This window comes from Streptomonospora sediminis, from assembly GCF_054778995.1.
In genome coordinates this window covers 1-24,418 of the sequence record NZ_BAAGYZ010000001.1, presented here as the reverse complement: position 1 = coordinate 24,418, position 24,418 = coordinate 1, and the positions used below count along the sequence as shown (strand labels likewise).

The window sequence follows — 24,418 nt, the reverse complement described above, 5'->3', positions numbered from 1 at the left end:
CGCAGCGAGATTGGGAAAGGGCAGGCGGACCGCCCCACCCGGCACACTCAACGCCGCCGCCGCCCATGGGGCAACAGATGAGCCGGGCGCTGGTTGAGCGGGGCCCGCCGGTTCGGGACTCCCTGGACCTAGGTCCGGCAGTACTTGTTACCGCCGCCCCCGGCCGCGGCGCACGGTCATAGACTCGGCGGCATGGACCGCTCCGAAGAACTGCGCGGGTTTCTTCGTTCGCGGCGCGCCCGGCTGGAACCCGCGGATGTCGGGCTGGAGTGGGAGGCCATCGGCCGGCGCACCCCGGGGCTCCGCCGCGAAGAGCTCGCGATCGTCGCGGGCATCAGCACGGACTACTATGCCCGCCTCGAACAGGGGCGCGCGCGGAACGTGTCCGACCAGGTCGTCGACGCGCTCGCGAAGGCGCTGCAGCTGGACGGCATCGAGCGTGCGCACCTGCGCAGGCTCACTCGCGCGGACGCGAAACCGGACCCCGCACCGCACGCTCAGCCGGTATCGCCCGGAGTCACCGCCATGATCGAGGCGCTCGCGCCGATCCCGGCGCTGGTACACAATTCGATGCTGGACGTGCTCGCGGCCAACACGATGGCCGGTGTCCTGCTGGAAGGCCTGCTGGATCCGCCGCCCGGTCAGCGCAACCTCGCCCGATGGATTTTCCTGCGGCTCGAATCGCGCCGCGTGTTTCCGGATTGGGCGGTTTCCGCGCGGGACATGGCCTCGACCCTCCGAACAGCGGCCGCGCAATCCGGAGGCGCGGCGGTACAGGACCTGATCGGCGAGCTGACCGCCGGCTCGACGGAGTTCGCCGCGTACTGGACCGAGCACCGGCTCTCCGGCCCGGGAGCGTTCACCAAACGCGTCCGGCACGACGCGGTCGGCGAGTTCGAGCTGTCGTACCAGTCACTGGCCATCCCCCAGGCCAACGACCAGTACGTGGCCCTGTACACGCCGGAACCCGGCTCTCCCTCGGCCGAAAAACTCGCCCTCCTCTCTTCATGGGCCACCAACCGGGCGAACCCGGCACCCCCGCCGCAGTCCTGAGCCCGGCGGCGGTAGGGCGCCGGTCGCCGTCGCAGGTCAGCAGAAGTACCGGGCGGGGATCGCCCAGCCGGGGTCTCCGGTGGACGGCGCGTCGCCCACTGGCTCAGGACGCGTCGTCGTTCCCCCAGGTGACCGGCAGCTTGTGGACACCGTAAACGGCCATGTCGTCGCGGGTGGGTACTTCCGACTCGGGCACGGCCAGTCGCAGTGTGGGGAACCGGGCGAACAGGGCGGGGTAGGCGACCTGCATCTCGACCCGGGCGAGCTGCTGGCCCAGGCACTGGTGGATTCCGTGGCCGAAGGCGAGGTGGCCGCTTGCCGAGCCGCGCAGGTTCAGGGTTTCGGGTTCGGCGAACGCCTCGGGGTCGCGGTTGGCCGCCGCGATCGAGACGGTAATGGTCTCGCCCGAGCGGACCCGCTGCCCGCCCAGGTCAATGTCCTGGAGTGCGGTGCGGCTCGTGTAGGGGGTGATGCTCAGGTACCGCAGCAGTTCCTCGACGGCGCCGGCACTGTGCTGCGGCTCGTCGGCCAGGACGGCGAGCTGGTCGGGGTGGCGCAGCAGCAGGAAGGCGCCCAGGCCGATCATGTTGGCGGTGGTGTCCAACCCGGCGCCGAGGAGGAGGAACGCGACAGTGGTGAGCTCGTCGTCCTCCAGTTCGCCGCCCGTCACCAGGCCGCTGAGCAGGTCGTCGGTGGGCTCGGCCCGTTTGGCCGCCACCAGCTCGGTCAGGAAGCCCTGCATCTCCATGAAGCCGGCGACCTTCTCTTCCCGGGTGGAGTCCACCCGCGACACCGCTGCCACGCTCCGCTGGAACCGGGCCCGGGTGTCTTCGGCGACGCCGAGCAGCTCGCCGATCACCAGGGCCGGGATCGGCGCGGCGAACATTTCGACCAGGTCCGCCGGCGGGCCCTGGCGTTCCATGGCGTCGAGGTGTTCGGCGGTGGCCTGTTCGATGCGTTCGGTGAGCCGGCGCATGCGGCGGACGGTGAACTGGCCGGTCAGCAGGCGCCGGTAGCGGGTGTGTTCCGGCGCGTCGTGGCTGAGGAACATCCCCCGCGGAGCCGGGCCCGGCGGAGTGGTGTCCGCCCCGGGATCCGGGTTGTGCCTGAGCTCGCCGCGGGCGCTGAACCGCGAATCGGCCAGGACCTGCCTGGCCAGGGCATGGCTGGTGACCAGCCAGCCGACGTGGCCGTCGGGGTAGGCCAGCCGGCTGATGGGCTCGTCGCGGCGCAGCCGGGTCATCTCGGCGGGCGGGTCGAACGGGCCGGGGCGGGCGGTGGGTAGCGGAGCTGCCTCGGGTGCGGTCCCGGTCAATGCGGGCCTCCTGTGGGGATGGGCTGGTGGTGGTCGGTGGTGGCTGCTGTCACCGCGGGCGGCCTTGAGGGCGGAACCGTGTCTCGTGCAGCACGGCCAAGAAGAAGCGCTCGGCCTCGGGCACCGAACCGCCCTCGGGATGGGCGGTCAGGTAGGTTGCCACGGCACCGCCGAGAATCGTCTGGACGACTTCCAGATCGGTGTCCTCGGGGAACCGGCCGCGCTCCTTCTCCCGTTTCAGAACCGTGCGGACCAGTGCGTTGCGCGGTTCGGTACTGAACCGGCGGAACGCTTCGTCGAACTCGGGATGGTCGCGCGCCGAGGACATGAGGCGCAGCACCATGGCGCGGATGCGCGCGTTCTCCGGCGCTTCGATCGCCTGCGCCCACCACCCGAGCATCTCTTCGATGTCGCGGGGTTCGGGGATCTCTTCGGGCTGGTACCGGTAGATCCAGTGGATCGCCGCGATGAGCAGTTCCGTTTTTCCGGTGTAGCGCCGGTAGATGGTCGGCCGGCTGATGCCCGCCCGCTTGGCGACCCGGTCGATACTGGCCCCGTCGAAACCCTCTTCGATCAGCAGGTCGGCGGCGGCCTCAAGGATGGCCGCGTCGGCTTCGGTGCTGCGGGGGCGGCCGGGGGAACCGTCAGGCTGCGTCATATTGATTAAATTACATGACTGTAATGTAACTGTCCAGCGCGGTGCCGGCAGCGGCGGCCCACAGGTCGGACTCGGGTCCGGGGTACAGGCCCGGCACCCGGTACATGCGGGCGACAGGATCCGGGCCGGGCGAGCGCGCGTCGGCGCTCGGGGTGCGGTACCGCCTATGCCGTTTTCCGTCCGTTCCCTGCGCGGCACGCAATGGTTGCTGTAGGGCCATTCCCGTAACCGAATGGCCACAGGAAAGTGGCGGCGGATGAATAATCCGCGGCGTTCGGGGCGTGATACGAATGTCGTGCCGACCCCGGTTCGGGATTAACGGTCAAGGGTGTTGACCGATAAAAAGCGGCCACTAATTCCGGGTGTTTCGGCGTTCAGGTCCCCCGATGTATTCCGCGCCGACCGCACCGGAGGCCATGTGGCGCACAACGGAGCATGCGAGAACGCCAGACGCCACCGATGCCGCTGCGGCGGCTGCGGGGGCTCCCAACACGGTTGGCCCGGCCGCCTCACCTTGGCCGGTGCCGATACCCCGCACGCACGGGACTCCCGCCGCTCCGAAGCGGACCGGAACTGGTCGGCCGCAATTGCCGCCGCCGATAAGACCGGAGCCAAGTGGCCGATCAAAAACGCGCGCGTTGCGGCGGTCGATACAGCGGTGGCCGATATCGTCGACTGGTTGGCTGTAAACCCCAAGCCCGCCTGCAACCTGAAAGAAGTCGGTGACATAATCGCCGGACCGGCGTGCGCGACCGCGGCCGCCGAATTCGAATCATCTCTCGCCACTACGGGATCACGGATCGACGGCGAAACCCCGATGCGCTCGCTCACCAGACACTTCTGGTGCGAACTGCTCGCGGAGTTGGCCAGGGCGTCGGCGGCCGTTAGGGCCGGGCTGGACCGGGTGCCCGAGCTCGCGGTGTCGGCGCTGCTGGCGACCGGCGGCCACCCCCATTGGGTCGAATCGCACCGCAGCATCGCCGAAACCGTGATCCAGGCGATCTGGCGGCCGGTCTGCGGGCTGGTGCTTACCGAGAACCTGGAGGCGCTCACGCGGACCCTCCGCCTGCTGGCGCTGCTCATCTGCCCGGCGCCCGAGGGGCACCCGGGCCTGCTCTCCAGCTGCCTCTCCCCGCTGGCCAAGGACATTCTTGCGGCGGCGACCGAGTACCGGATCAACAGCGCCTTCCCTGCAGAGTCCGGAACTCCCGCCCCGTGAACAACCGCCGCCGTCCCCCCCCCCCCCCCCATCCCCGATTCCCCCGCCGGCGCGGGCCGCGGGGTGCCTGCGTCGGAGGTGCGGAACCGCAGCGGAGAGCACCGCGCCCCATCGCACTCTTCCGCCTCTCCGAAGCCGTTACGTGCGATTCTTACGCGACGGTAGAGTCGGGGTAGGAGGTGCGTCGATGGGCGCAGAACACATGCAAATCGGCGAGGCGGCCGAACGCACGGGCCTGTCCCTGCGGACCATCCGCTACTACGGCGAGGTCGGGCTGGTCGAACCCTCGGCCCGCTCCCGCGGCGGGTTCCGGCTCTACACCGAAGCCGACATCGGCCGGCTGCTGCTGATCAAGCGGATGAAACCGCTCGACTTCAGCCTGGAAGAAACCCGGGACCTGCTGGAGATCCTCGACAAACTGGCCGAACCCGGCCTGGACGAGCAGGACCGCGCGCCCCTGGCCGCACGCCTGGACATGTTCGAACAGGCCGCCGAAACCCGCTGCCGCGCCCTGCGCGAGCAGCTCGACATGGCCGAGGAGTTCGCCGGGCGGCTGCGCGACCAGCGGCGCACCCACCTGCCCACGGCCGACCACAGGTGAGGAAGCGATAGCAGCGGTGAGCACCACAGCAACCGACAACGAAGCGAAGACGACCGCCGAGGTCACCGCCGAAGCCGCCCGCCGGCGCACCTTCGCGGTGATCTCCCACCCTGACGCGGGCAAGTCCACCCTCACCGAGGCACTGGCGCTGCACGCCGCCGCCATCACCTCGGCCGGCGCGGTCCACGGCAAAGGCGACCGGCGCGGCGTCACCTCCGACTGGATGGACATGGAGCAGGCCCGCGGGATCTCCATCACCTCGGCGGCGCTGCGCATCGACTACGGCGACTGCGTGCTCAACCTGCTCGACACCCCCGGCCACGCCGACTTCTCCGAGGACACCTACCGGGTGCTCTCCGCGGTCGACTGCGCGATCATGCTGCTGGACTCCGCCAAGGGCCTGGAAGCCCAGACCCTGAAACTGTTCGACGTGTGCCGCGCCCGCAAAATGCCGGTCATCACCTTCGTCAACAAGTGGGACCGGCCCGGCCGCGAACCGCTGGAACTGCTGGACGAGATCGAGCAGCGCATCGGGTTGCGCCCCACTCCGATGAACTGGCCTGTGGGCATCGCCGGCGACTTCCGCGGCCTCATCGACCGCAGCGACGGCTCCTACACCAAGTTCACCCGCACACCGGGCGGCGCCACCCGTGCCATCGCCGAACACATGACTCCCGACCAGGCCGCCGAGGTCGAGCAGGAGACCTGGACCCAGGCCACCGAGGAGATCGAGCTCCTCGGCGAGATCGGCGCCGAGTTCGACGAGGCGTCGTTCCTGGCCGGCGAGTCCTCGCCGGTGCTGTTCGGTGCCGCGCTGCCCAACTTCGGCATCGCCGGGCTGCTCGACACCCTGGTCGAGCTGGCGCCGGCCCCGGCCGACCCGGTCGACTCCCGGGGCGGGCACCGGCCCGTCGGGGCGCCGTTCTCCGGCCAGGTGTTCAAGATGCAGGCCAACATGGACAAGGCGCACCGCGACCGCATGGCGTTCCTGCGCATCTCCACCGGCCGGTTCGAGCGCGGCATGGTGCTCACCCACGGCGCCACCGGGCGCCCGTTCGCCACCAAGTACACCCAGGCCGTGTTCGGCAGCGAGCGCTCCACCATCGAGTCCGCCTACCCCGGCGATGTGATCGCGCTGGTCAACGCCGCGGCGCTCAGTGTCGGCGACACCCTTTACACCGGCCCGAAGGTGGAGTTCGCGCCCATCCCCAGCTTCGCGCCCGAGCATTTCGCGGTGGCCCGCGCCAAGGACGCCGGCCGCTACAAGCAGTTCCAGCGCGGCATCGCCCAGCTCGATGCCGAAGGCGTGGTGCAGGTGCTGACCTCCGATGTGCGCGGCGAGCAGGCGCCCGTGCTGGCCGCGGTGGGCCCGCTGCAGTTCGACGTGGTCGCCCACCGCATGTCCGAGGAGTTCCGCGCCCCCATTGAGCTGGCGCATCTGGAGTACTCGCTGGCGCGGCGCACCGATGCCGCTTCGGCGCCGGCTGCCCACGCGCTCTCGGGCGCCGAGGTCCTCAAGCGCCGCTCCGACGGCGAGCTGCTGGTGCTGATCCACAACAAGTACCGGCTGCGGGTCATCGAACGCGACAACCCCGATCTGGTCCTGGAACCCCTGCTCGCCGGCGGGGCCGAAACCGACTCCTGACCCGGCCGCGCCCGCGGCCGGGGGGCTTCCGCCCGGTACGGCAACCGGCCCCCGCCCAGCAGGCCGGACGCGCCCCGGGCGGTATCGTGCCGGTGCGTTGAGTCCGCGGCTGATGCGGGAAGGCTGGTACCCCCTGTTGACCGTCACCATTCTGGTCGCCGCGATGTTCGCGGTCGTCCTGGCGATCCTGGGCACCGTGTTCACCGTCCTGGGGGTGCGCGACCGGCGCAGGCGCCGCCGCCGCGAGGAGCACGGGGTGCGTACGCAGGCCGCCGTCGCGGCGGTCGAGCCGGCGATCCCGGAAAAGCGCGGGAAGAACGAGCAGCCGTTCCTGCTGCGCTTCGCCGCGCCCGACGGCGCCGGACACGAGCAGTGGTTCACCAGCGGGTTCGGCGGCATCGTCCCGGCCGAGGGCTGGCAGGTGGAGGTGCTGTTCGACCCGGCCGATCCCGGCAACGCCGAGATCACCCGCAACCCTTACGTGCACGGCGTCAACGGCGCCACCTCCGGGCCGCCGCCGGGGCGCCGTTGGCTGGTCGGGGCCCTCGTCGCCGCGACGGCCGCGCTCGTGCTGGGCGGGGTCGGCCTGATGGCGTTCACGCTGGTCCGCCACTCGCCCGGCGATGCCGCCTACACGGGGTACTTCCTCACTGCGGCCGGACTGGTCTTCTACGCGCCCGCTGTGGCGCTGGCCGGTTCGGGGATCGGCATGGTCGCCGACGCCCGGCGCAAGCAGCGCACCGCCGTCACGGCCGCGGGCGTGGTCACCCAGACGTGGACGGAGGTCCGCCGGTCGAGCGATGGCGACTCGTCGCGGGCCCACCCCTACGCGGTGCGGTTCGCGCTGCCCGACGGCCGCCAGGTACACCGCCGCGCGTACGATACCCCCGGTCTGGACCGCAACCGGCCCGGCCGGCAGGTCGAGGTGGTTTACCAGCCCGCCGAACCCACGCGCTTTGTCGTGGGCGGACCGGGGCGGCTGCTGCTGGCGCCGGTGCTGACGCTTGCGCTCGGGCTGGTGTTCGCGGTCGTCGCCACGGTGCTCGCTGTCGTCGGCGCCAACGTCTGAGCCGGCGGCCGCACGGGCGCCACTGCGGATCTCCCGCGCCGAGCCGCCGCAGCCGTTCGGCCGCTGCGCGGCGAACCACCTGCTCTTCTGCTGACTCTTCTCCTGCGCTGTCGGCTTTCGGCCGGACCGGAACGGGTAGCGGGTGCTGCGGTCCGCCGCGCACCGGCGGCACCGCACGGCTCGCAGCAGTAGGACGCGGGGAGGTTCGCACCATGGGACGCGCGACGGCAGGCGATGTGGCCGCCCTGGCCATCCGCACCGGGCTGGGGGCGACGCTGTTCGCCCACGGCACGCAGAAGCTGTTCGGCTGGTTCAACGGGGGCGGCCTCGACGCCACCGCCAGCGGTTTCCACAGCATGGGTTACCGGCCGGGCCGGCCGATGGCGACCGCCGCCGGGCTGTCCGAAGCCGCGGGCGGGGCCGCGCTTGTCCTCGGCCTGGGCACACCGGCCGGCGGCGCGGCCGTCGCCGGGACCATGGGCGTGGCCGCCGAGATGCACGCGCCCAACGGCTTCTTCAACACCGAGGGCGGCCTGGAGTACCCGGCGCTGATCGCGCTGAGCGCGATGGCTCTGGTGGTGCAGGGGCCCGGGCGGATCTCGCTCGACGAGCTGACCGGCCACGTCCTGGACCGGCCGTGGATGCGCTACGCGGCGCTGGTCTCGGTGGTACCGGCCGTGGCCCTGGTCGTCACCCGCAAGCACCGCCATCTCGCGCAGGATGCCGTGGAGCCGGAGAGCCTCGCCGATCAGGGCAGCGCCGAGGGCGACTTCGAATGACCGATTCGGGTCTGCGGCACGCAGCGGCGTGCCCGTATAGCGAGCGGTATAGCGGTGTGCGGCGCGTTCAGCCGCTGCGCGCCTCGTCGCGGCCGCGGCAGGCGAGCTGGTCGGCGCGCTCGTTGCCGCGGTCGCCGCTGTGGCCGCGGACCCAGCGCCACTGGATCTCGTGGCGGCCGGCGGCGGCGTCCAGGCGCTGCCACAGGTCGGCGTTTTTGACCGGTTTCTTGTCGCGGGTGCGCCACCCGGAGCGCTTCCAGCCGTGGATCCACGAGGTGATGCCGTTGCGCACGTAGGTGCTGTCGGTGTGCAGGTTCACGACCACCGGCTGCTTGAGTGCCTCCAGCGCCATGATGGCCGCCATCAGCTCCATGCGGTTGTTGGTGGTCTGCTCCTCGCCGCCGTAAAGCTCCTTGGCGTGCTCGCCGAAGCTGAGCACGACGCCCCAGCCCCCGGGGCCCGGGTTGCCCGCGCACGCACCGTCGGTATGGATCTGCACCGGCTGCGCGGCGCCGGGGTCCTGGTCTCCGCTCGTTTGCACGTGCGGCAATCTACCGCGCCGGCCCGGGCGCTGCGAGCGGGTACACGCCCTGCCCGGCGTGCGGCCGCGGCATGCGTCCCGCACCGGCCGGATCCCGCTAGGCTGTCCTGATCACCGCGGCCGGGCCGACCGCCCGGGCGGTCCCGCGACCACACTCGCACCTTGCTCCCGTAACGATGGGCGGTGGCTCCCCCGTGGACGGCTGGCCTTCCTCCGCCGAGCGGATGATCATCATCCTGGGGTGCCCGCGATCGGGCACCACCCTGCTGCAACTGATGCTGCACGCTCACCCGCGGATCGCAATCCCCCCGGAGACCCGGTTCGCACTGGACGTCTACCGCCGCCGGGCCGAGTTCGGCGACCTGCACGAGCCCGCTAACCGGCGCGCGCTCGCCGAGGCGATCACCGGTCCGCGCAACACCCGATACGGCGACCTGAAACTCGATCGCGATGAAACGGTCGCCGCCATCGTCGGCGGCCCGCCGACCATCGGTTCGGCCCTGGGCATCGTGTTCCGCCAGTACGCCCGCCGGTTCGACAAGCCGCGCTGGGGCGACAAGCGGCCGGGCTACTACCAGGGGATCGACGAGCTAGCGCGGCTGTTCCCCAACGCGCAGTTCGTGCACCTCATCCGCGACGGGCGCGACTGCGTCGGCTCGCTCAAGCAGATGCCGTGGTACAAGCTGGACAGCTTCCACGCCATCTCCACGTGGGCCGAGGCGATCGACTACGGCCGCGCCGCCGCCCGCCGCCTGGGCCCCGACACCTTCTACGAACTGCGCTACGAGGACCTGGTCGCCGACCCGGCCCGCGAACTCTCCGCGCTCTGCGGCTTCCTGGGCGAGGAGTTCTACCCGGACATGTGCGAGCCGCGCCGGGTCGCCAAGAGCGCGGTGCCCAAGTTCAAGACCTGGCACCAGAACACCCGGCGCGACGTCAACGCGGCAAGTTCGGGCTCCTGGCAGGAGCGGCTGGAGCCGTGGGAGGCCTCGCTCGCCGAGACCGTGCTGGCCAAGCGGCTGCGCGACAACGGCTACGAACTGTCGGGCGCCGAGCGCGCGTCGGCCGGCCGCCTGGCGCGCTACGCACGGGTGAGCACGAAGCGGCGGCTCGCCCACCGCAAGCGCAATTGGCAGGACCGGCTGCGGCGGCTGCGCGAGTCCGACTCCGGGGTCGCCATCGTGACCGCCGAGGACGGCACTGCGGTGCCCGGCGAGCACCCGGCGGGTTCCGACTCCTGACGGACTCTCGACGGAGGACTCCCAACGGAGCGGCCCGCCCGGTAGCGGCGGGCCACCCAGCCACCCGGCGCACTGACGTGGACTTTCGTGTAGAAATGCCTAAGTTTCACCGCTGTGCTGGGCATTTTTGCACGATCATCGCCGCCCCTGTTGACCGTGCCGCCAACGGGCGGAAACTGTAGCGCCGGAGATACACCGTGCTTACCTCCGCGGCCATGGACGCTGAAGCGCCCCAGCGCAGCGCGGTCCGGTAACGCGGTCTAGACCGGGCACCGCGCGACGGCGGCAATACCCCAGGTTGGCACCTGCACCTTAATTCCGCGCCGAGCAGTACCGGTCGGTCCCAACCCACGCGCAAACGCGGCCGGCGAACGCGCGCCGAACGGGAATTCCGGGAATTCGCGCAGCGCTACGGGTCCTTGACGGCGTGTGGCGTGCCCTTTACCGTCAGGACCACTCGACGGAAACGAATTGGGATCGGGTCGGCGGTCCCCGGAATTCAGCGGAACGGCGCCGTTAGCCGTCGAGGGCGGAAAACCGCACGCCGTGGAATGCCGTACCGCACGGAACCGCGGGGAGCCGACGCGCCCCGCGGCATCGGCGAACCGGTGTTCCTCCGCGGCCACCGGCTACCCCCGGCCGGGCACCGGGCGGCCGCCCGTTCCAACCGCCCCGCATTCACCATCCCCCGCTACCCCGCTATCCCCGCATACGGCGACGCCCCGCTCTGAAACACGGCCCTGCCGGCCGCGCGGGGCGGCGCTGCCCGACACGAAGGACTTCCATGAACCTGAAGAAGGCCACCCTCTCCAGCGCGGCGGTCGCCGCCGCAACCACCCTGCTGTTCGGGCTCATGCCCGCCGGAACCGCCAGCGCGCACGGCTACGTCTCATCGCCGCCCAGCCGCCAGGCGCAGTGCGCGGCCGGGACCGTCGAGTGCGGCCAGATCAAGTGGGAGCCGCAGAGCGTCGAGGGCCCCAAGGGACTGAAGAGCTGCAGCGGCGGCAACAGCCGCTTCTCCGAGCTCGACGACAACAGCAAGGGGTGGGCGGTCACCCCGGTCGGCAACAGCCTCGACTTCACCTGGTCGCTGAACGTGCGGCACCGCACCTCGACCTGGGAGTACTTCGTCGGCAACGACAAGGTCGCATCCTTCAACGACGGCGGTGCCCAACCGGCGCCCACGGTCAGCCACCAGGTCAACCTGAGCGGCTACAGCGGCCACCAGACGGTCCTGGCCGTATGGAACATCGCCGACACGGCCAACGCCTTCTACGCGTGCGTCGACGTCAACGTCGGCGCCGCCTGAGCCTCCCCGGCTCGGCACCGCGTCCCGCCGCAGAACCGGCCGGTTCTGCGGCGGGACGCCCGCGCACGGAATTCCCACCGGGCGCGGTGAATTTCCGTCCGGGACGCCGCGCACCGGGTTCGGCTTCCGCGGCGAAACCGCACTGGAAATCATTTCCATATACCGCGCCCCACAAGAAGAACAGTGCCCGCCCGGCGCTTTTCCGGCCTTCCCGGGTGGTTTTCCAGTCCCACGGCCGACCGGTTCGGCGCGTATATTCCGGTGATTCCATCCAGCCGTCCCGCAATCGATCGGCGCACCCGTTGTACCGGGCGGCGTACCAGGCGATCCTACGCACCCCTACCGTGCGCAGTCTGAAGGGCGGGCACCTGGGTGATTCGGCCGGACGGCGGGCGAGGGCCGAACGGGCCACTCGGTTGCTCGGCCACTCGGCTACGCGGGGATCTCCAGCACCGCCTTGCCGTGCAGGCGGCGGTTCAGCAGGGCCGCGACGGCCCCGTCAGCCTGGGCCCAGTCCGAACGCCAGGTGACGTGCGGATCGAGGCGGCCGGCGGCGACCTCGGCGGCCAGCCAGGCGAGGTCGCCGGCCAGGTCAGGCTCGCCGCCCAGGAAGAACGTGGCGATGGTGCGGTTGTGCGTGGCGGCGTCCGCCGTCAGGTCCCCGAACCCGAAGCTCTCCCCCGTGCCGCTCCTGTCGCCCACGGCCACCAGCGTGCCGCCGGCGGCGAGTGTGCCGAACGCGGCGACGAGGTGCGCGCCGCCGACCAGGTCGATGACACCCCACACCGGAGAGTCCAGCTCCCGGACGGCGGTGACGACGTCGTGGGCACCGAGCGCATGCAGCCCATCGGCGTGTGCGCGGTCGCCGGTCATTGCGATGACGTGGGCGCCGCCGCGCGCGGCCAGCTGCACGGCGAAGCGGCCGACACCGCCCGTGGCACCGGTGATCAGGACCCGTTGGCCCAGGATCGGCCCGATGCGCCGGAGCGCCCGCAGCGCGCTCGCACCCGCCACCGGGACCGTGCTGAGCAAGCCGAGGTCGGCGCCGTCGGGTGCGGTCCCGAGCATCCCGGTGTCAACGGCCCTCAGCTGGGCCCAGCCGCCGTCGTAGCCCGCCGTCGAAACGCGGGCACCGACCGGCGGGCCGCTGCCGTCGGCGGCGGCGCGGACAACCGTCCCTGCTGCGTCGCAGCCGGGGACGGCACCGTCCGGGGCGTCCGCGAGGCCGGTGACCTCGCCGTAGTTCAGCGAAACGGCGCCGATCCGCACCAGCGCCTGACCGGGTGCGGGGTCGGGGTCGGGGACCTCGGCAAGGGCGAGGTGTCCCGGGCGGGTGTGGTCGATGGTGAGCGCATGCATCGGTTCGTTCCTCCTGGGTCGAAGCGGTCACCCAGATCCTGGCACACAATTGCCACTTAGTGGCATTAACGTCTTAGTGGCGATGACCACACAGGCGCATACCGCCGCCGGGCGGCTACGCTGGCACCATGGACACCCCCGCTTCGGGCGCGCCCCTCGCCCCCCGCGAACAGGAGCTGCCGCTGCGCGAGCGCAAGAAACTGCGCACCCGCCGCGCACTCGTCGACACGGCGCTGGAGCTGTTCACCGAACGGGGCTTCGACCACGTCACGCTGGATGAGCTGGTCGAACGGGTCGAGGTCTCCAAGCGCACGTTCTTCCGGAACTTCACCTCGAAGGAAGACGTCGCCATCGCCCCCGAAAAGGAGTTCTGGGCGGCGGTGCAGATCAGGCTGGCCGAGCACCCGCTACGCGACCCCCTGGTGGAGACCCTGCGCGATGTCCTCATCGCCACCCTGCTGTCGATGCCCGAAGGCTGGGAGCACCGGTTCCTGGCGAGCCGCCGCATCGCCGATGGCCATCCCGCGGTCCTGGCCCACGACCTGGCGTTCTGCGCGCACATCACCGAGTCCTCGCTCGGGACCTTCAGCCGGCGCCTCGGGCTGCCGGGGGCCGGCGAACTGCGCGCCCGCGCGCTGCTGGACTTCGTGACCACCGCATGGCGGCTCGGCCAGCAGGGCTGGCCGGCGGCGGGCGGCGAACCCACGCGCGAGGCCTTCGCCGACCGGCTCGCCGAAGCCTTCGCCGCCATCCCCGCGGCGCTGGAGCTCACCGCCCCGCAGCCGGACGGCCCCGCGGCCGGATAGCCGGAACGGACCGGAACCGCCGGACAACCGCCATCCGCGGCCGAGCGCAGCCGGGCTCTCCGCCACGACCGGCCCGGCCGCGGACACCGCGGCCGGGCCGGCGGTCAGCAGACGTTGCGGCTGCTGTTGACGAAGGTGTTGTTCCGCACGGTGGTGTTCTCGCCGCACGGGTTCTCGTTGATGGCGGAGTCGGTGACCGTGAGGTTCTGCAGCGTGATGTCGCGGGAGACCGGGAACTCGCCGCGCGAGGCGATGCGGATGTCACCCGGACCCGACACGCTGCCCGATTCCGCGGCGATCGTGACGTTATAGCAGTTCTCCAGCAGCATGGCATTGCTGCCGGTGCCGGCGATGTCGACGCGGTCGATGACGGCGCCGCCGCTCTCCGACACGCAGAACAGCCCGCGCCCGCCGCCGCGGGCGATCACCTCTCCGACGTGGATGTTGACCGGATAGGAGTCGCCGACCCGGCCGTTGCGGTTGGCCATGCGAAAGGCCGCGTACCCGGTTCCGGTCCCGGCTCCCTCGCCGTCGACCGTGCCCACTTCGGCGTTGGTGGTGTCGTTGAGCAGCAGACCCGAATAGGCGGTATCGCGGGCGACCACGGTGCCGATGTCGAGCCCGTCGACGCCGTAGGTCTCGACGCCGTGGTTGTCCGTGCCGGAGACGTGGACATCGTCAATGGTGACGTTGCGGGTGGGCTCGCTGCGGTCGCTGTGGTTGTCGATGCGGATACCCAGTCCGCCGGAGAGGCGCAGGTCGATTTGGCCGAGGTGGACGTTCTCGCCGTTGCGCACGAACACACCGAAGTAGGGGGCTCCGGTGACGGTCAGGTTGGGTACCGAGATGTCGTGGGCGCCGCGGGCGCGCACGACCGCGTTGTCGCCGCTGGGCGTTCCGGTCACGTCGATGGTGCCGCAGACATCCAGCAAGGTGTAACTGGGCAGGTCCAGCGACCGTCCGGCGCTCATCGTCCCCGAACCGCGCACCACGACGCCTTCCATCGAGGTGCGCCCGGGCGTCAGGCTGCCCACTGCCGCGCGCATCGCTTCCAGCATGCTGCCGCCGGTGTAAACCGTTTCACCGCCGTTGCGGGCGGTCCAGGTGTCACCCTCGCGTACGGCTTCGGCCTGATAGGAACCGTCGCCGCAGGCGGCCTGGGCGGTGGTTCCCGCACCACCGGCGGCCGCCGCTGCCGTTGCCGGTTCGGCCGGGCTGAAGGGCGCCTGCGCGGCGGCCACCAGGGCAAGTGCGCAGGCCGATCCCAGGCCGGCCGCGAGCAGTGCCGGTTTCCGCAGGCGGCTGGGCGTGCCGGATCGTGCGCTGTGGAGTCCCATCATTCGCTCCTGTCAGTAGGGGGAGGGAGGAAAGGGGCCAGTGCTGCACTGCTTGGTAAGCGCTTACCGATGCTGCGAGTATGACAACGGGCACACACCGTGGCAACCCGCCTTCGCCGGGTGCCTTCGGCGGTTGGCCGGAGCAGTGCGGCCACCTGCGGCGATGGACTTCAAACGATTCAGTCGACGGGTTCGGCCGTCCCAGCCGATTCGGCGCCGCGGGGCGCAGGGTCCGGTGGGCCGGCGGGGAGCCGCGGGCTCGGCCCCTCCCCCCCCGGTACGAGTACGGCGCCCGACCCCTGCAACGGAGTCGGACGCCGCTCTTTCGTTGATCCCGCACATACGGGGGTCAGCGGACGATGACGGGTGTTCCCGCGGTGATGTGGCCGTTGGCCCACAGCCAGTCCATGGCGGGGATGCTCACCCGGGTGCAACCGTGGGAGGCGGGGTAGGGCGGCACCGACGAGTAGCCGTGCACCGCGATCCCGCCGTTGAAGTAGGCCGGCCGGTAGAGCGAGCCCAGCGGGCCCTTGTCCCAGCCGTCGACATGGCGGAAGAACTCGTACTCGCCGGTGGGCGTTACGGCGACTTTCTGCTGCCCCTCGGAGGTGTAGGTCTCGCCCGAACCGGTGGAGGTGTTCAGGATGTGCTGCACTTCGCCGTCCTTGACGACCAGCAGCAACTGGCGGTCCAGATCGATCTCGATCGCCTTCCCCGAGGAACTGGAGGCCTCGGGGCGCGGCTCCTCCGCCAGGGCCGCCCGTGTATCCGGGCCCACCACGCCGTCGCGCGCGATACCCGCCGCCTTCTGCAGGGCAAAGACGGCCTGGCTGGTACGGACGTCGTACTCGCCGTCGACCGGCCCCAGCCAGTAGCCCAGCTCCTGCAGATCCTGTTCCACCTCGCGTACCGCGCCACCGGAGTCGCCCAGATTCAGCAGCGGCTGTTCGGCCTGCTGTTCCTGGGCCGCCGGCGCCGCGACCGGAGGTGCCGCCGCATGCGCGGCCGCACTCCACCCGCCGGTGGCCGCGGCTGTCAGTGCGACACAGACCGCGGCTCTGGTGCAGTGGAGGCGAATGCCCGACTTAAGTGCGTCCATGGCCCACTTTTTACCCGCACTTGACCCTGGAATGACCGTCGGAACATCCGTCGGCACGCAGCGCACCCGTACCGGGCGGGGCTATAGCGGCCCCGCCCCGGCCTTTGCCGTGGGCAACCTGCCGTTCCAGCGTGCAAACCCCGCGGCTCTGGCCGGATCAGGCCAAGATCGGCGCGGCGGCGGCCGCAGTGCCCGCGCGGTCCGCTCCAGCCGGGCCTTACGGCGGGAAACTGGCGAAGTAGCCCGCAGCCATGTCGTCGCCGCCGTGGCCCGCGGCGGTTGCGCGCAGCATGCGGTTCTCCGACGCCGCGGCCAGATCCGCGCGCACACCCGCCTCCTCGGCTGCCTCGCGCACCAACCGGGCGTCCTTGGCGGCGTTGGCGACGGAGAAGCTGGGGGTGTAGTCGCCGCCCAGGATGACATCGGCCTTGGCGTGCAGGTAGCCGCTGTCGAGCGGACCGCCCGCGACCAGGTCCAGGAAGCTGCGCGGGTCCACATCCAGGCCTTCGGCGAGCGCGAGCGCCTCGCCAGTGGCCGAGGTCAGCGCCAGCACCCAACTGTTGGCGACCAGTTTGAGCCGGCTCGCCGCCCCCGCCTCGTCCAGGGCGACCGTGCGCGAACCGATCGCGTCGAACACCGGGGCCGCTTGCGCCCGCGCATGCTGCGGGCCACCGGCCAGCACAGTGAGTGTGCCCTGCTCGGCGGGCGCGCGGGTGCCCAGCACCGGGGCGTCGATGAACTCCAACTCCAGTTGCGCGGCGCGCTCGGCCAGCCGTGCGGTGGCGGCCGTTCCCACGGTCGTGGTCTGCGCCCAGACCGCGCCGCGGGGCGGTACGAGGTCCGCGATCAGTGACTCGACCGCGTCGCCGTCGGTGAGCATGGTGACCACGATTTGGGCGTCGGCGACGGCATCGCCGGGGCTTTCGCAGACGGTGCAGCCGTGGTCGGCCAGCGGCCGGGCCTTGGCGGCGGTGCGGTTCCACACGCGGACGGGCATGCCGGCGGCCGCGATGTTGCGTGCCATGGGTGCGCCCATGATGCCGGTGCCGAGCACGGCGACACGGGGTGGATCTGCCGGCGGGCCGGCGGGGTCGGTTGCGTTCATGCCCGGGTTGCTACCCCGCGGGCCGGGCGCACAACGTCGGTTTCGCCACCCCGCGACCCGTTCCGGCGGCCGTGCACCGGCTGCGGAGCGACGACCTGGCCACCCGGTCGGGAGGCCGGGTCCTGTGCACAGTGGATCCTGCCGAGGCGGCGACGGACCGAGATACGGTCCGGGAGCGTTACCGGGGCACGCACCGCTTCGGTAACCGCCGACCTCAGCCGGTTGCGGTCGCGCACGAAACCCCTGGGGCCTATGGACGCAACAGCCGCTCCGCTGCCGGTGGCGCTTCCCGCGCGACCCGGTGAACACGCCCGCCCCTCCGTTACCGTGCTACAAGGTGGGCGATCAGCGAGAAACCGCCCCGGATGAGGAGTTCCGCCGCCCATGCCCCGAGGTCGTACCGTCGGTCGGCGCCGCTTGCGCTGGTGCGCGTGCGTGCTGGCCGTGTTCGCCATCGGATCCGCGCTCGCAGCCGGGGCGGGAGCCGCGCCCGCTGCGGCCGCGCCGACGAGGTCCGGTCCTGCCGCTCCCCCGGCGGGACCTGCAGGACCGGTCGGGCCGGCGGGACCGCCCGCCCCTCCCGCGGCACCGGAACCACCGGGGCCACCGGGGCCGCCCGGTCCCCCGCATCCGCCGGAACCACCGGATCTGCCGTGCCCACCGGATCCGCCGAACCCGCCGCAGCCGCCCGACCCGCCGGAACCCCCAGACCCGCCGGAACCACCGGAACCGCCGCAGCCACCCGACCCGCCGGAACCACCGGGGCCGCCGGAACCCCCCGACCCGCCGCAGCCACCCGACCCGCCGGAACCACCGGGGCCGCCGGAACCACCGGGGCCACCTGCGCCCGAACCCGCGGATCCACCCGCGGCCGCGCCCGAACGACCCCCGGGGCCTCCCGAGCCCGAACCCGCTCTCCTGTCGCAGGCGCGCGCCTTCGAGCAGTCGGCGCCCGCGGGGCCGGCGCCATCGCCATCACCGCCGGCGCCCGACCGCCCCGAAACCGAGCCACCGCAGGAGGCGCAACTGGTCGGTGCCCCACCGCTCGAAAGCCGGCAGCAGCCCGGACCCGACGGATTCCAGCCGATGCACATCATGGTCATCGTCGTGCTGATCGCCGCTGCCGCGGCCGTGGGGACCGCAGGCGGCCGCCGCTAATGTCCTGATCGGTGGGCTTGTGATCCGGTCGGAAACGGGCCCGCTGGGCGGCCCTGCCCGCGGTCGGCCCACAGGTGATCTGGACTTGAAAAGCGGCAGCAACGGCCGCGAGCGGGCGGCCACCGCTCCCGCCCGCAAGGGGCGGTCCACCCGGCGCACCGATGACCCTGCAGAAATGCCAGCATATTCGAGCTGAGACGGGCATTTCTGCATGGTCATCGCCGACTACAGCCCACGCCGACCCGCCCGGGCCGACGACCGCCCTCGGAGCCGCTTTTGTCTGCAGAACACCCGTCGCTCGGCAGACCGCAAGGCCGCACAGCGGACCGGTACCGACCCGGCCCCTTCAGCCCAGGGGTCGGCTACTCACGAGCCCCCGATCGCGGCGTCGATGCGGTCGAATCCGGCCAACGCGTCCTGGAACGCGCCGGAGTCGGTCGCCAGCGCCCCGGCGTAGGGGTTGTCGAGCAGCAGCAGCGCCAACAGCGTGGCCGCGACGAACAGGGTGTTCACCACCGCCCAGAAGATCCGTGTCGGCGACCCGCGCACCCGCATGCCGAACGGCAGCACCACTACCGCGAGCCCGCTGACGGCCGCTGCCCCCGTGACGAAGCGGGGAATCGTGTCGGCTGCGGATTCGGCGCGCTCCACCCGGGTCTGCACGAGTTCGGTCACGTTCTGCCGCGCGTGGAGGTTCTCCAGGGCGCTGGCCGCATCGTCGTCGGGTACCTCGTTGACGCTGATACGCAGGCGGTCGAGTGCAGCCGCGGCGCTGTGGTCGAGTTCGCGCCGTTCGTGCATTGCCGGCCAGTCGGCGCGCACGATCGCGCGGACGTAGTCGCGCACGTCGGAGCGCACCCGCGCGCCCTCTTCCTCGGGAAGTGCGGCGGTGTTCCAGTACAGCGCCGTTGCGTGCCCTGCCTCGACCACTGCGGCATCGCCCGCCCCCCGGTGGTTCTCCCAGCCGATGACCAGGCCCATCGCGAGCGAGATGAGGTAGATGGACAGCACGCAGGGTGCGATGAGGACGCCGATCGGGCCTTCGGAGTCGTCGGCGGAGATGACGAACTTGCGGGCGACCACGATCCCGGTGATCAGCAACACAGCAAGGATGACGAACACCGCGATCGGGTTGAGCGTCATGGCTCTCCTGAAAAGTGGGTTCCACGGCTGTTCGGACATCGGCCCCGCCGACAGGTGACCGCCGACCAAATCGGCGGATCACCGCCCATTCTTTACCATGGAACCCACTGCAACTTCAGCCACAACCAGTATTTCCGAATCCGGCGATCCCACTAGAATCCGCGATTCGGTCTAAATAGGTTCGCTATTTCGGTTCCCTGCTATTCCGGAACCTCGACCGATGCATGCGGAACTTGCGTTTCGGACGCGGACCGCGCCCCACCCGCACCGATCCGACCGCCGCGATCCGCAGCCGCCATGCCGCATTGCACACCTCGACCTGGCCACCAAGTCCCCGTTCCGCCCCGCACCGGCCACCGCTGCCGCCTCGCACCGAAAAGCCACCGCTCGCGAATCAATGCCCGGATCCGGCGCCGCATCCGGGCGGCACGGCACGGCCGACCCACCGGGGGGATAGGTCGGTCCGACCTGTCCAAGGCACACTGCTAGGCACACTGCTGGTTCGTGATGACGACTTTGCCGAAGTGTGCTCCCGTTGCAAAGTAGGCGAACGCGTCGGGCGCTTCGCTGAAGGAAAAGACGCGGTCGATGACGGGGCGCAGCCGGTGCCGGCCGATGACCCGGTTCATCTGCTCGAAGTCGCCGCGGCTGCCGACGATGATGGTGCGCAGCGTCGCGCCGCGGTTCAGGAACCGTGTCAGGTCCATGCCCTCGCCGGCTGCGAGGTTGCCGCGCGTTCCTGCGCAGAGACGGCAGCACCCCGGGAACATGGCGGCGGCCGGCGCACGGCGGGTCCCTGCCCGGCGGGCGCGACCGGCTGCGCGGCTCGCCATGACCGGGGCGGGCCGCCGGAGGTCCGGTGGTCCGGCAGGGGTAAACGGCACCTCCAGAGTGGCCCTGGATTACACCATGTCCGAATTGCCGGTGATGCGACGGATAGCGGGTGCTTACGGTCCAGACACCGGACACGCTCGACCGAGCGTGCCGTTGGCGAGGCAGCGATTCGGGGGTGAGTTCGCCATGACCACCAGCACCGGAGCGGGTGGGTTGATCGGCCACCGCGTGTTGGACAGCAACGGCAGCAGTGTCGGGAAGATCGGGCAGGTCTATTACGACGACAACACCGACGTGGCGAAGTGGGTCACGGTACGCACCGGTCTGTTCGGCACGCGGGAGAGCTTTGTGCCGCTGCAAGGGGCCCGCTCGGCCGAAGAGGCCATCCAGGTGCCCTACGACAAACAGACCATCAAGAACGCCCCGCACTTCGACGTCGGGCAGCGCATCTCCATGGAGGAGGAGCGGCGGATCTACGAGCACTACGGTCTCCCCTACTCCGGCGTACCGGAACAGCGCGGCAGCGCCGAGGAGACGGGCGGGGCGGCGGAGGGTTCCGGCCGCCATGAAGCCTCCAGCGCCGCGACCATGAGCACCCGGGCCGGAACGGGTGGCGCAGAGGCCGCACCGAGCGCCGCCGGCGAGCCGGGTGCGCAAGCCGGCATGGGCGCAGAAGCCGCACCGGATGCCGGTGCGGGCGCCGCGGCAGGCCCGGAGGCCGCTGCTCGGCCCGGGGCCGAAACGGGCGCCGGAACCGATGCGGCCGTGATGACCCGCTTCGAGGAGCAGGTGCGCGTCCACGCGGAGCCCGCGGAGGCAAGCCACCTCCACCTGCGCAAGTACGTCGAGACCGAGGAGTTCGAGGAGACCGTCCCCGTCACCCACGAGGAGGTCACCATCGAGCGTGAACCCGTGGACGGCTCCGAACTCGGCGATACGCGGATGGAGACCGAGGATCAGGAGATCACGCTGCGGGCGGAGAGCGCCACGGTCTCGAAGGAATCCGTGCCCGTCGAACGGGTGCGGGTCCGCAAGCACCAGGTCACCCAGGAGCAGACGGTGCGCGGCGAGCGGCGCATGGAGCGCGTCGAACTGGAGGGCGACGAGTCGGCGGACTCGCCCGAGCCGGCGCAATCCGCGGAGTCGCCGGAGTCGTCGGCCGAGTAGCGCGGGCGGACCCCAGCGACCGCCGTCCGGACCCGGTACGCGGACCGCGGCGATGGACGGCGGACTGCCGGGGGCGGGGCGGGTGCTACCGGCGCCGCGCCAGGTACCGCACGGCCACCGGGTAGAGCAGGAGCAGCCCCAGGAACTGCGCGGTGACGAAGGTCTGCGCGTCCGCGTCGAACAGCAGCGCCGCGTAGGCGGCGACCACGCTGAACGGCAGCGCGACCGCGCCGACGATGGCGAATGCGCCCTTTGTCAGCTCCCGGTCGCGCTCGTCCAGAAAGCCGCCCAAGGTCGCGCGCTGGGAGTCGGAGGCCTGTTCCGGCCGCAGATGCACCCGGAAGATACTGACCAGGCCGATGCACTGGACAACGGTCAGGATGACCGGCATGTACCAGTTGGGGATCGTGATGAACGCCATGGCGGCGAACGCGGCCGCGGCCACCAGCAGCACGGTCCCCACCAGCCACATGCGCTTGGTCATCGTCCTAGTCATCGACATGGAAGACCTCCTCAACCGTTCGTTCGAAATGCCGGGCGATCCGTACCGCCAGTGACAGCGATGGGTCGTAGCGCCCGGTCTCTATCGCGTTGATCGTCTGACGCGAGACGCCGAGGACTCCGGCAAGCGCCCCTTGGGACATCCCGACCGAGACCCGCAGCTCTTTGACTTCGCTACGCACATGACAAGCGTGCTTTACATGCCCGCGAGTGTCAAGCTCGCTTGTCACCCCGGGGCCGGCGCCCGCGCCTGCGGAACGGGGCCCCAAAGCGACCGGGCACAAAAGCGGACGGCCGGGGACGGTCGAAGGCGCATCGCCTCCGGCCGTCCCCGGCCGTCCGCCGCGGAGGTCCCACCCCTGGTGCGCGCTACCGCCGGTGCGGTGCTGCGCAGGGACCTCCCGCTCCTGTTGGTGCTTGTCCGCGCCCGCCCTGCGGGCGCCGGTGTCAGCCCAGCCGCTTCACCAGGGCGTTGTACTCATCCCAGAGCTCGTCCGGCAGCTGGTCGCCGAAGGTCTTGAAGAACTCCGGGATCAGCGACGCCTCCTCGCGCCACGTGCCGGGGTCGACCGACAGCAGAAACTCCAGGTCCTCCCGCGACAGGTCGAGCCCGCTGGTGTCCAGCGACCCCGGCGCCGGCACGCGCCCGATGGGCGTCTGCTGCGCCTCGGCCGTGCCGTTGAGGCGCTCGACGATCCACTTCAGCACCCGGCTGTTCTCGCCGAAACCGGGCCATACGATGCGGCCCCCGCTGTCCTTGCGGAACCAGTTGACGTAGAAGATCCGCGGCAGCTTGGCCGGATCGGCCGCACGGCCGACCTCCAACCAGTGGCCGAAGTAGTCGCCCATGTTGTAGCCGCAGAACGGCAGCATGGCGAAGGGGTCGCGGCGCAGCTCGCCGACGGTGCCCTCGGCCGCCGCCGTCTTCTCCGAGGCGACGTTGGCGCCCAGGAAGACCCCGTGCTGCCAGTCGAAGGACTCGTTGACCAGCGGTACGGCAGTGGCCCGGCGGCCGCCGAACAGGATGGCCGAGATCGGCACCCCGGCGGGGTCCTCCCACTCGGGCGCGATCGTCGGCGCCTGATCGGCGGGGGTGGTGAACCGGGCGTTGGGGTGGGCGGCGGGCTCGGCGGAGTCCGGTGTCCAGTCGCGGCCCTTCCAGTCGATCAGGTGCGCGGGCGGCTCCTGCGTGAGGCCCTCCCACCACACGTCGCCGTCGTCGGTCAGCGCGACGTTGGTGAAGATGCTGTTGCCCCACAGCGCCTTGACGGCGTTCAGGTTGGTGGTCTCACCGGTGCCCGGTGCGACGCCGAAGAACCCGGCCTCGGGGTTGATGGCGCGCAGCCGGCCGGTGTCGTCGTAGCGCATCCAGGCGATGTCGTCGCCGATCGTCTCGACCTGCCAGCCCGGCACGGTCGGCGCCAGCATCGCCAGGTTGGTCTTGCCGCACGCGCTGGGGAAGGCCGCCGCGACGTAGTGGGGCTCGCCCTGGGGCGGGGTGACCTTGAGGACCAGCATGTGCTCGGCCAGCCAGCCCTCGTCGCGGGCCATGACCGAGGCGATGCGCAGCGCGTAGCACTTCTTGCCCAGCAGCGCGTTGCCGCCGTAGCCGGAACCGAACGACCAGATCTCCCGGGTCTCCGGGAAGTGCGAGATGTACTTGGTGCTGTTGCACGGCCAGGGCACGTCGGCCTGCCCCGGCTCCAGCGGGGCACCCACCGAGTGCACCGCCTTCACGAACGTCCCGCGCTCCTCGATCAGCCGCAGGGCGGGCTCGCCCATCCGGGCCATGATGCGCATCGAGACCACGACATAGGGCGAGTCGGTGATCTCCACGCCGAGCTGGGAGATATCGCCGCCCAGCGGTCCCATGCAGAAGGGGACGACGTACATGGTGCGGCCGCGCATGCAGCCGTCGAAGAGGCCGGCCAGGGTCGCGCGCATCTCGGCGGGGGCGACCCAGTTGTTGGTGGGCCCGGCGTCCTGCTCGCGCTCGGCGCAGATGAACGTGCGGTCCTCGACCCGCGCGACATCGCTCGGATCCGACCGGCAGTAGAAGCTGTTGGGCCGGAGTTCGGGGTTGAGGCGGACGAACGTGCCGTGCTCGACCAGTAGACCGGTGAGCCTGTCCCACTCGGCCTGCGAGCCATCGCACCACACGACCGCGTCGGGCCGGGCCAGGGCCGCGACCTCGCGGACCCATTCGGTCAGTTCCTTGTGCTCCGTGGGGACCACGTCCGGGCGAGTCACTTGTTGCGACACATCGGCTCCTTCGTCAGCGTCAGTCCGCATCATCGTTTACACCACGGCCATCAGGCCAGTTGGCCTAGACAGGAGGTTTAGACCAATGGTCCACATTGCCGCCGAGTTCCCGCCCCACCAGGGGTCACTGCACGCAAGGCGGCGGAAGCGGCGTGTCGCGCGCGCCCGCTCGGGCGGCCGGACGCGTGCGGCGCCGAGCGGGCGGGCGGCGGGCGCA

Annotated in this window: 22 protein-coding genes; 10 read left to right on the top strand and 12 right to left on the bottom strand. The window is 71.1% G+C overall.

Annotated elements, in window-relative coordinates; all coding sequences use genetic code 11:
- Positions 1-192: 192 nt before the first annotated feature.
- Entirely contained in the window at positions 193-1,053 is an 861-nt protein-coding gene (locus tag ACYVD5_RS00110) for a helix-turn-helix transcriptional regulator (RefSeq protein WP_460998749.1), read from the top strand.
- A gap of 103 nt (positions 1,054-1,156) precedes the next feature.
- On the opposite strand, the gene ACYVD5_RS00105 is transcribed toward ACYVD5_RS00110, so the two are convergent.
- Complete coding sequence (locus tag ACYVD5_RS00105; RefSeq protein ID WP_460998748.1) at positions 1,157-2,368, bottom strand: cytochrome P450; 1,212 nt, start codon at positions 2,366-2,368, stop codon at positions 1,157-1,159.
- A 49-nt stretch (positions 2,369-2,417) separates the two neighbouring features.
- Complete coding sequence (locus ACYVD5_RS00100) at positions 2,418-3,026, bottom strand: TetR/AcrR family transcriptional regulator (RefSeq protein ID WP_460998747.1); 609 nt, start codon at positions 3,024-3,026, stop codon at positions 2,418-2,420.
- 679 nt (positions 3,027-3,705) lie between these two features.
- Between ACYVD5_RS00100 and ACYVD5_RS00095 the strand changes: the two genes are divergently transcribed.
- The 5 genes from ACYVD5_RS00095 (at position 3,706) to ACYVD5_RS00075 (ending at position 8,339) form a co-directional block, all read left to right on the top strand.
- The gene (locus ACYVD5_RS00095; RefSeq protein WP_460998746.1) at positions 3,706-4,245 is read left to right on the top strand and encodes a hypothetical protein; all 540 of its coding nucleotides are present in this window, start codon (positions 3,706-3,708) and stop codon (positions 4,243-4,245) included.
- Positions 4,246-4,432: 187 nt separating this feature from the next.
- Positions 4,433-4,846 carry a MerR family transcriptional regulator gene (locus ACYVD5_RS00090; protein WP_460998745.1) on the top strand — a complete coding sequence of 138 codons (414 nt, stop codon included), beginning with the start codon at positions 4,433-4,435 and terminating at the stop codon, positions 4,844-4,846.
- Positions 4,847-4,862: 16 nt separating this feature from the next.
- Positions 4,863-6,491 (top strand): peptide chain release factor 3, encoded by a 1,629-nt coding sequence (locus ACYVD5_RS00085; protein WP_460998744.1) that lies wholly within the window; start codon positions 4,863-4,865, stop codon positions 6,489-6,491.
- A gap of 136 nt (positions 6,492-6,627) precedes the next feature.
- Positions 6,628-7,560, top strand: coding sequence for a DUF3592 domain-containing protein (locus tag ACYVD5_RS00080; protein WP_460998743.1), 933 nt, complete (start codon positions 6,628-6,630; stop codon positions 7,558-7,560).
- Positions 7,561-7,772: 212 nt separating this feature from the next.
- Entirely contained in the window at positions 7,773-8,339 is a 567-nt protein-coding gene (locus ACYVD5_RS00075) for a DoxX family protein (RefSeq protein WP_460998742.1), read from the top strand.
- A gap of 67 nt (positions 8,340-8,406) precedes the next feature.
- Here ACYVD5_RS00075 and rnhA read toward each other — a convergent pair whose 3' ends face one another.
- Positions 8,407-8,880: a ribonuclease HI gene (gene rnhA / locus ACYVD5_RS00070; RefSeq protein WP_460998741.1), complete on the bottom strand. Its 474-nt coding sequence runs from the start codon at positions 8,878-8,880 to the stop codon at positions 8,407-8,409.
- Between the two features lie 194 nt (positions 8,881-9,074).
- On the opposite strand from rnhA, the gene ACYVD5_RS00065 reads away from it, so the two are divergent.
- Together ACYVD5_RS00065 and ACYVD5_RS00060 are read left to right on the top strand one after the other, a co-directional pair.
- Positions 9,075-10,121 (top strand): sulfotransferase family protein, encoded by a 1,047-nt coding sequence (locus ACYVD5_RS00065; RefSeq protein WP_460998740.1) that lies wholly within the window; start codon positions 9,075-9,077, stop codon positions 10,119-10,121.
- A 784-nt stretch (positions 10,122-10,905) separates the two neighbouring features.
- The gene (locus ACYVD5_RS00060) at positions 10,906-11,430 is read left to right on the top strand and encodes a lytic polysaccharide monooxygenase auxiliary activity family 9 protein (RefSeq protein ID WP_460998739.1); all 525 of its coding nucleotides are present in this window, start codon (positions 10,906-10,908) and stop codon (positions 11,428-11,430) included.
- Positions 11,431-11,862: 432 nt separating this feature from the next.
- Here ACYVD5_RS00060 and ACYVD5_RS00055 read toward each other — a convergent pair whose 3' ends face one another.
- A complete protein-coding gene (locus ACYVD5_RS00055; RefSeq protein WP_460998738.1) occupies positions 11,863-12,789 on the bottom strand; it encodes a zinc-binding dehydrogenase in 927 nt (308 codons plus the stop codon).
- 128 nt (positions 12,790-12,917) lie between these two features.
- Between ACYVD5_RS00055 and ACYVD5_RS00050 the strand changes: the two genes are divergently transcribed.
- A complete protein-coding gene (locus tag ACYVD5_RS00050) occupies positions 12,918-13,595 on the top strand; it encodes a TetR/AcrR family transcriptional regulator (protein WP_460998737.1) in 678 nt (225 codons plus the stop codon).
- A 104-nt stretch (positions 13,596-13,699) separates the two neighbouring features.
- Here the strand turns inward: ACYVD5_RS00050 and ACYVD5_RS00045 are convergent, their stop codons facing one another.
- The 5 genes from ACYVD5_RS00045 to ACYVD5_RS00025 all read right to left on the bottom strand — a co-directional run bounded on the left by ACYVD5_RS00045 (position 13,700) and on the right by ACYVD5_RS00025 (position 20,144).
- Positions 13,700-14,935, bottom strand: a complete 1,236-nt coding sequence (locus ACYVD5_RS00045) for a right-handed parallel beta-helix repeat-containing protein (protein ID WP_460998736.1) — start codon at positions 14,933-14,935, stop codon at positions 13,700-13,702.
- Positions 14,936-15,281: 346 nt separating this feature from the next.
- Entirely contained in the window at positions 15,282-16,031 is a 750-nt protein-coding gene (locus tag ACYVD5_RS00040) for a L,D-transpeptidase family protein (protein WP_460998735.1), read from the bottom strand.
- A gap of 217 nt (positions 16,032-16,248) precedes the next feature.
- Complete coding sequence (locus ACYVD5_RS00035; protein ID WP_460998734.1) at positions 16,249-17,136, bottom strand: NAD(P)-dependent oxidoreductase; 888 nt, start codon at positions 17,134-17,136, stop codon at positions 16,249-16,251.
- 1,524 nt (positions 17,137-18,660) lie between these two features.
- Positions 18,661-19,437 (bottom strand): bestrophin-like domain, encoded by a 777-nt coding sequence (locus ACYVD5_RS00030; RefSeq protein ID WP_460998733.1) that lies wholly within the window; start codon positions 19,435-19,437, stop codon positions 18,661-18,663.
- A gap of 485 nt (positions 19,438-19,922) precedes the next feature.
- Complete coding sequence (locus ACYVD5_RS00025; protein WP_460998732.1) at positions 19,923-20,144, bottom strand: zinc-binding dehydrogenase; 222 nt, start codon at positions 20,142-20,144, stop codon at positions 19,923-19,925.
- Positions 20,145-20,457: 313 nt separating this feature from the next.
- Here ACYVD5_RS00025 and ACYVD5_RS00020 point away from each other — a divergent pair, with 313 nt between their 5' ends.
- Positions 20,458-21,438, top strand: coding sequence for a PRC and DUF2382 domain-containing protein (locus ACYVD5_RS00020; RefSeq protein WP_460998731.1), 981 nt, complete (start codon positions 20,458-20,460; stop codon positions 21,436-21,438).
- 85 nt (positions 21,439-21,523) lie between these two features.
- Here the strand turns inward: ACYVD5_RS00020 and ACYVD5_RS00015 are convergent, their stop codons facing one another.
- From ACYVD5_RS00015 to ACYVD5_RS00005, 3 genes are all read right to left on the bottom strand, one after another.
- A complete protein-coding gene (locus ACYVD5_RS00015) occupies positions 21,524-21,940 on the bottom strand; it encodes a hypothetical protein (protein ID WP_460998730.1) in 417 nt (138 codons plus the stop codon).
- Positions 21,927-22,121 carry a helix-turn-helix transcriptional regulator gene (locus ACYVD5_RS00010; RefSeq protein ID WP_460998729.1) on the bottom strand — a complete coding sequence of 65 codons (195 nt, stop codon included), beginning with the start codon at positions 22,119-22,121 and terminating at the stop codon, positions 21,927-21,929. The genes ACYVD5_RS00015 and ACYVD5_RS00010 overlap by 14 nt, the downstream gene beginning before the upstream one ends.
- A 265-nt stretch (positions 22,122-22,386) precedes the next feature.
- Complete coding sequence (locus ACYVD5_RS00005) at positions 22,387-24,231, bottom strand: phosphoenolpyruvate carboxykinase (GTP) (protein WP_460998767.1); 1,845 nt, start codon at positions 24,229-24,231, stop codon at positions 22,387-22,389.
- Positions 24,232-24,418 lie beyond the last annotated feature (187 nt).

Bases quoted from the DNA above. Each gene is read 5' to 3' on its own strand.
- ACYVD5_RS00030 (WP_460998733.1), bottom strand. From the start codon at position 19,437: ATGACGCTCAACCCGATCGCGGTGTTCGTCATCCTTGCTGTGTTGCTG.
- ACYVD5_RS00045 (WP_460998736.1), bottom strand. From the start codon at position 14,935: ATGATGGGACTCCACAGCGCACGATCCGGCACGCCCAGCCGCCTGCGG.
- ACYVD5_RS00015 (WP_460998730.1), bottom strand. From the start codon at position 21,940: ATGTCGATGACTAGGACGATGACCAAGCGCATGTGGCTGGTGGGGACC.
- ACYVD5_RS00005 (WP_460998767.1), bottom strand. From the start codon at position 24,231: ATGCGGACTGACGCTGACGAAGGAGCCGATGTGTCGCAACAAGTGACT.
- ACYVD5_RS00025 (WP_460998732.1), bottom strand. From the start codon at position 20,144: ATGGACCTGACACGGTTCCTGAACCGCGGCGCGACGCTGCGCACCATC.
- ACYVD5_RS00090 (WP_460998745.1), top strand. From the start codon at position 4,433: ATGGGCGCAGAACACATGCAAATCGGCGAGGCGGCCGAACGCACGGGC.
- ACYVD5_RS00035 (WP_460998734.1), bottom strand. From the start codon at position 17,136: ATGAACGCAACCGACCCCGCCGGCCCGCCGGCAGATCCACCCCGTGTC.
- ACYVD5_RS00100 (WP_460998747.1), bottom strand. From the start codon at position 3,026: ATGACGCAGCCTGACGGTTCCCCCGGCCGCCCCCGCAGCACCGAAGCC.
- ACYVD5_RS00040 (WP_460998735.1), bottom strand. From the start codon at position 16,031: ATGGACGCACTTAAGTCGGGCATTCGCCTCCACTGCACCAGAGCCGCG.
- ACYVD5_RS00020 (WP_460998731.1), top strand. From the start codon at position 20,458: ATGACCACCAGCACCGGAGCGGGTGGGTTGATCGGCCACCGCGTGTTG.
- ACYVD5_RS00055 (WP_460998738.1), bottom strand. From the start codon at position 12,789: ATGCATGCGCTCACCATCGACCACACCCGCCCGGGACACCTCGCCCTT.
- ACYVD5_RS00060 (WP_460998739.1), top strand. From the start codon at position 10,906: ATGAACCTGAAGAAGGCCACCCTCTCCAGCGCGGCGGTCGCCGCCGCA.
- ACYVD5_RS00075 (WP_460998742.1), top strand. From the start codon at position 7,773: ATGGGACGCGCGACGGCAGGCGATGTGGCCGCCCTGGCCATCCGCACC.
- ACYVD5_RS00050 (WP_460998737.1), top strand. From the start codon at position 12,918: ATGGACACCCCCGCTTCGGGCGCGCCCCTCGCCCCCCGCGAACAGGAG.
- ACYVD5_RS00110 (WP_460998749.1), top strand. From the start codon at position 193: ATGGACCGCTCCGAAGAACTGCGCGGGTTTCTTCGTTCGCGGCGCGCC.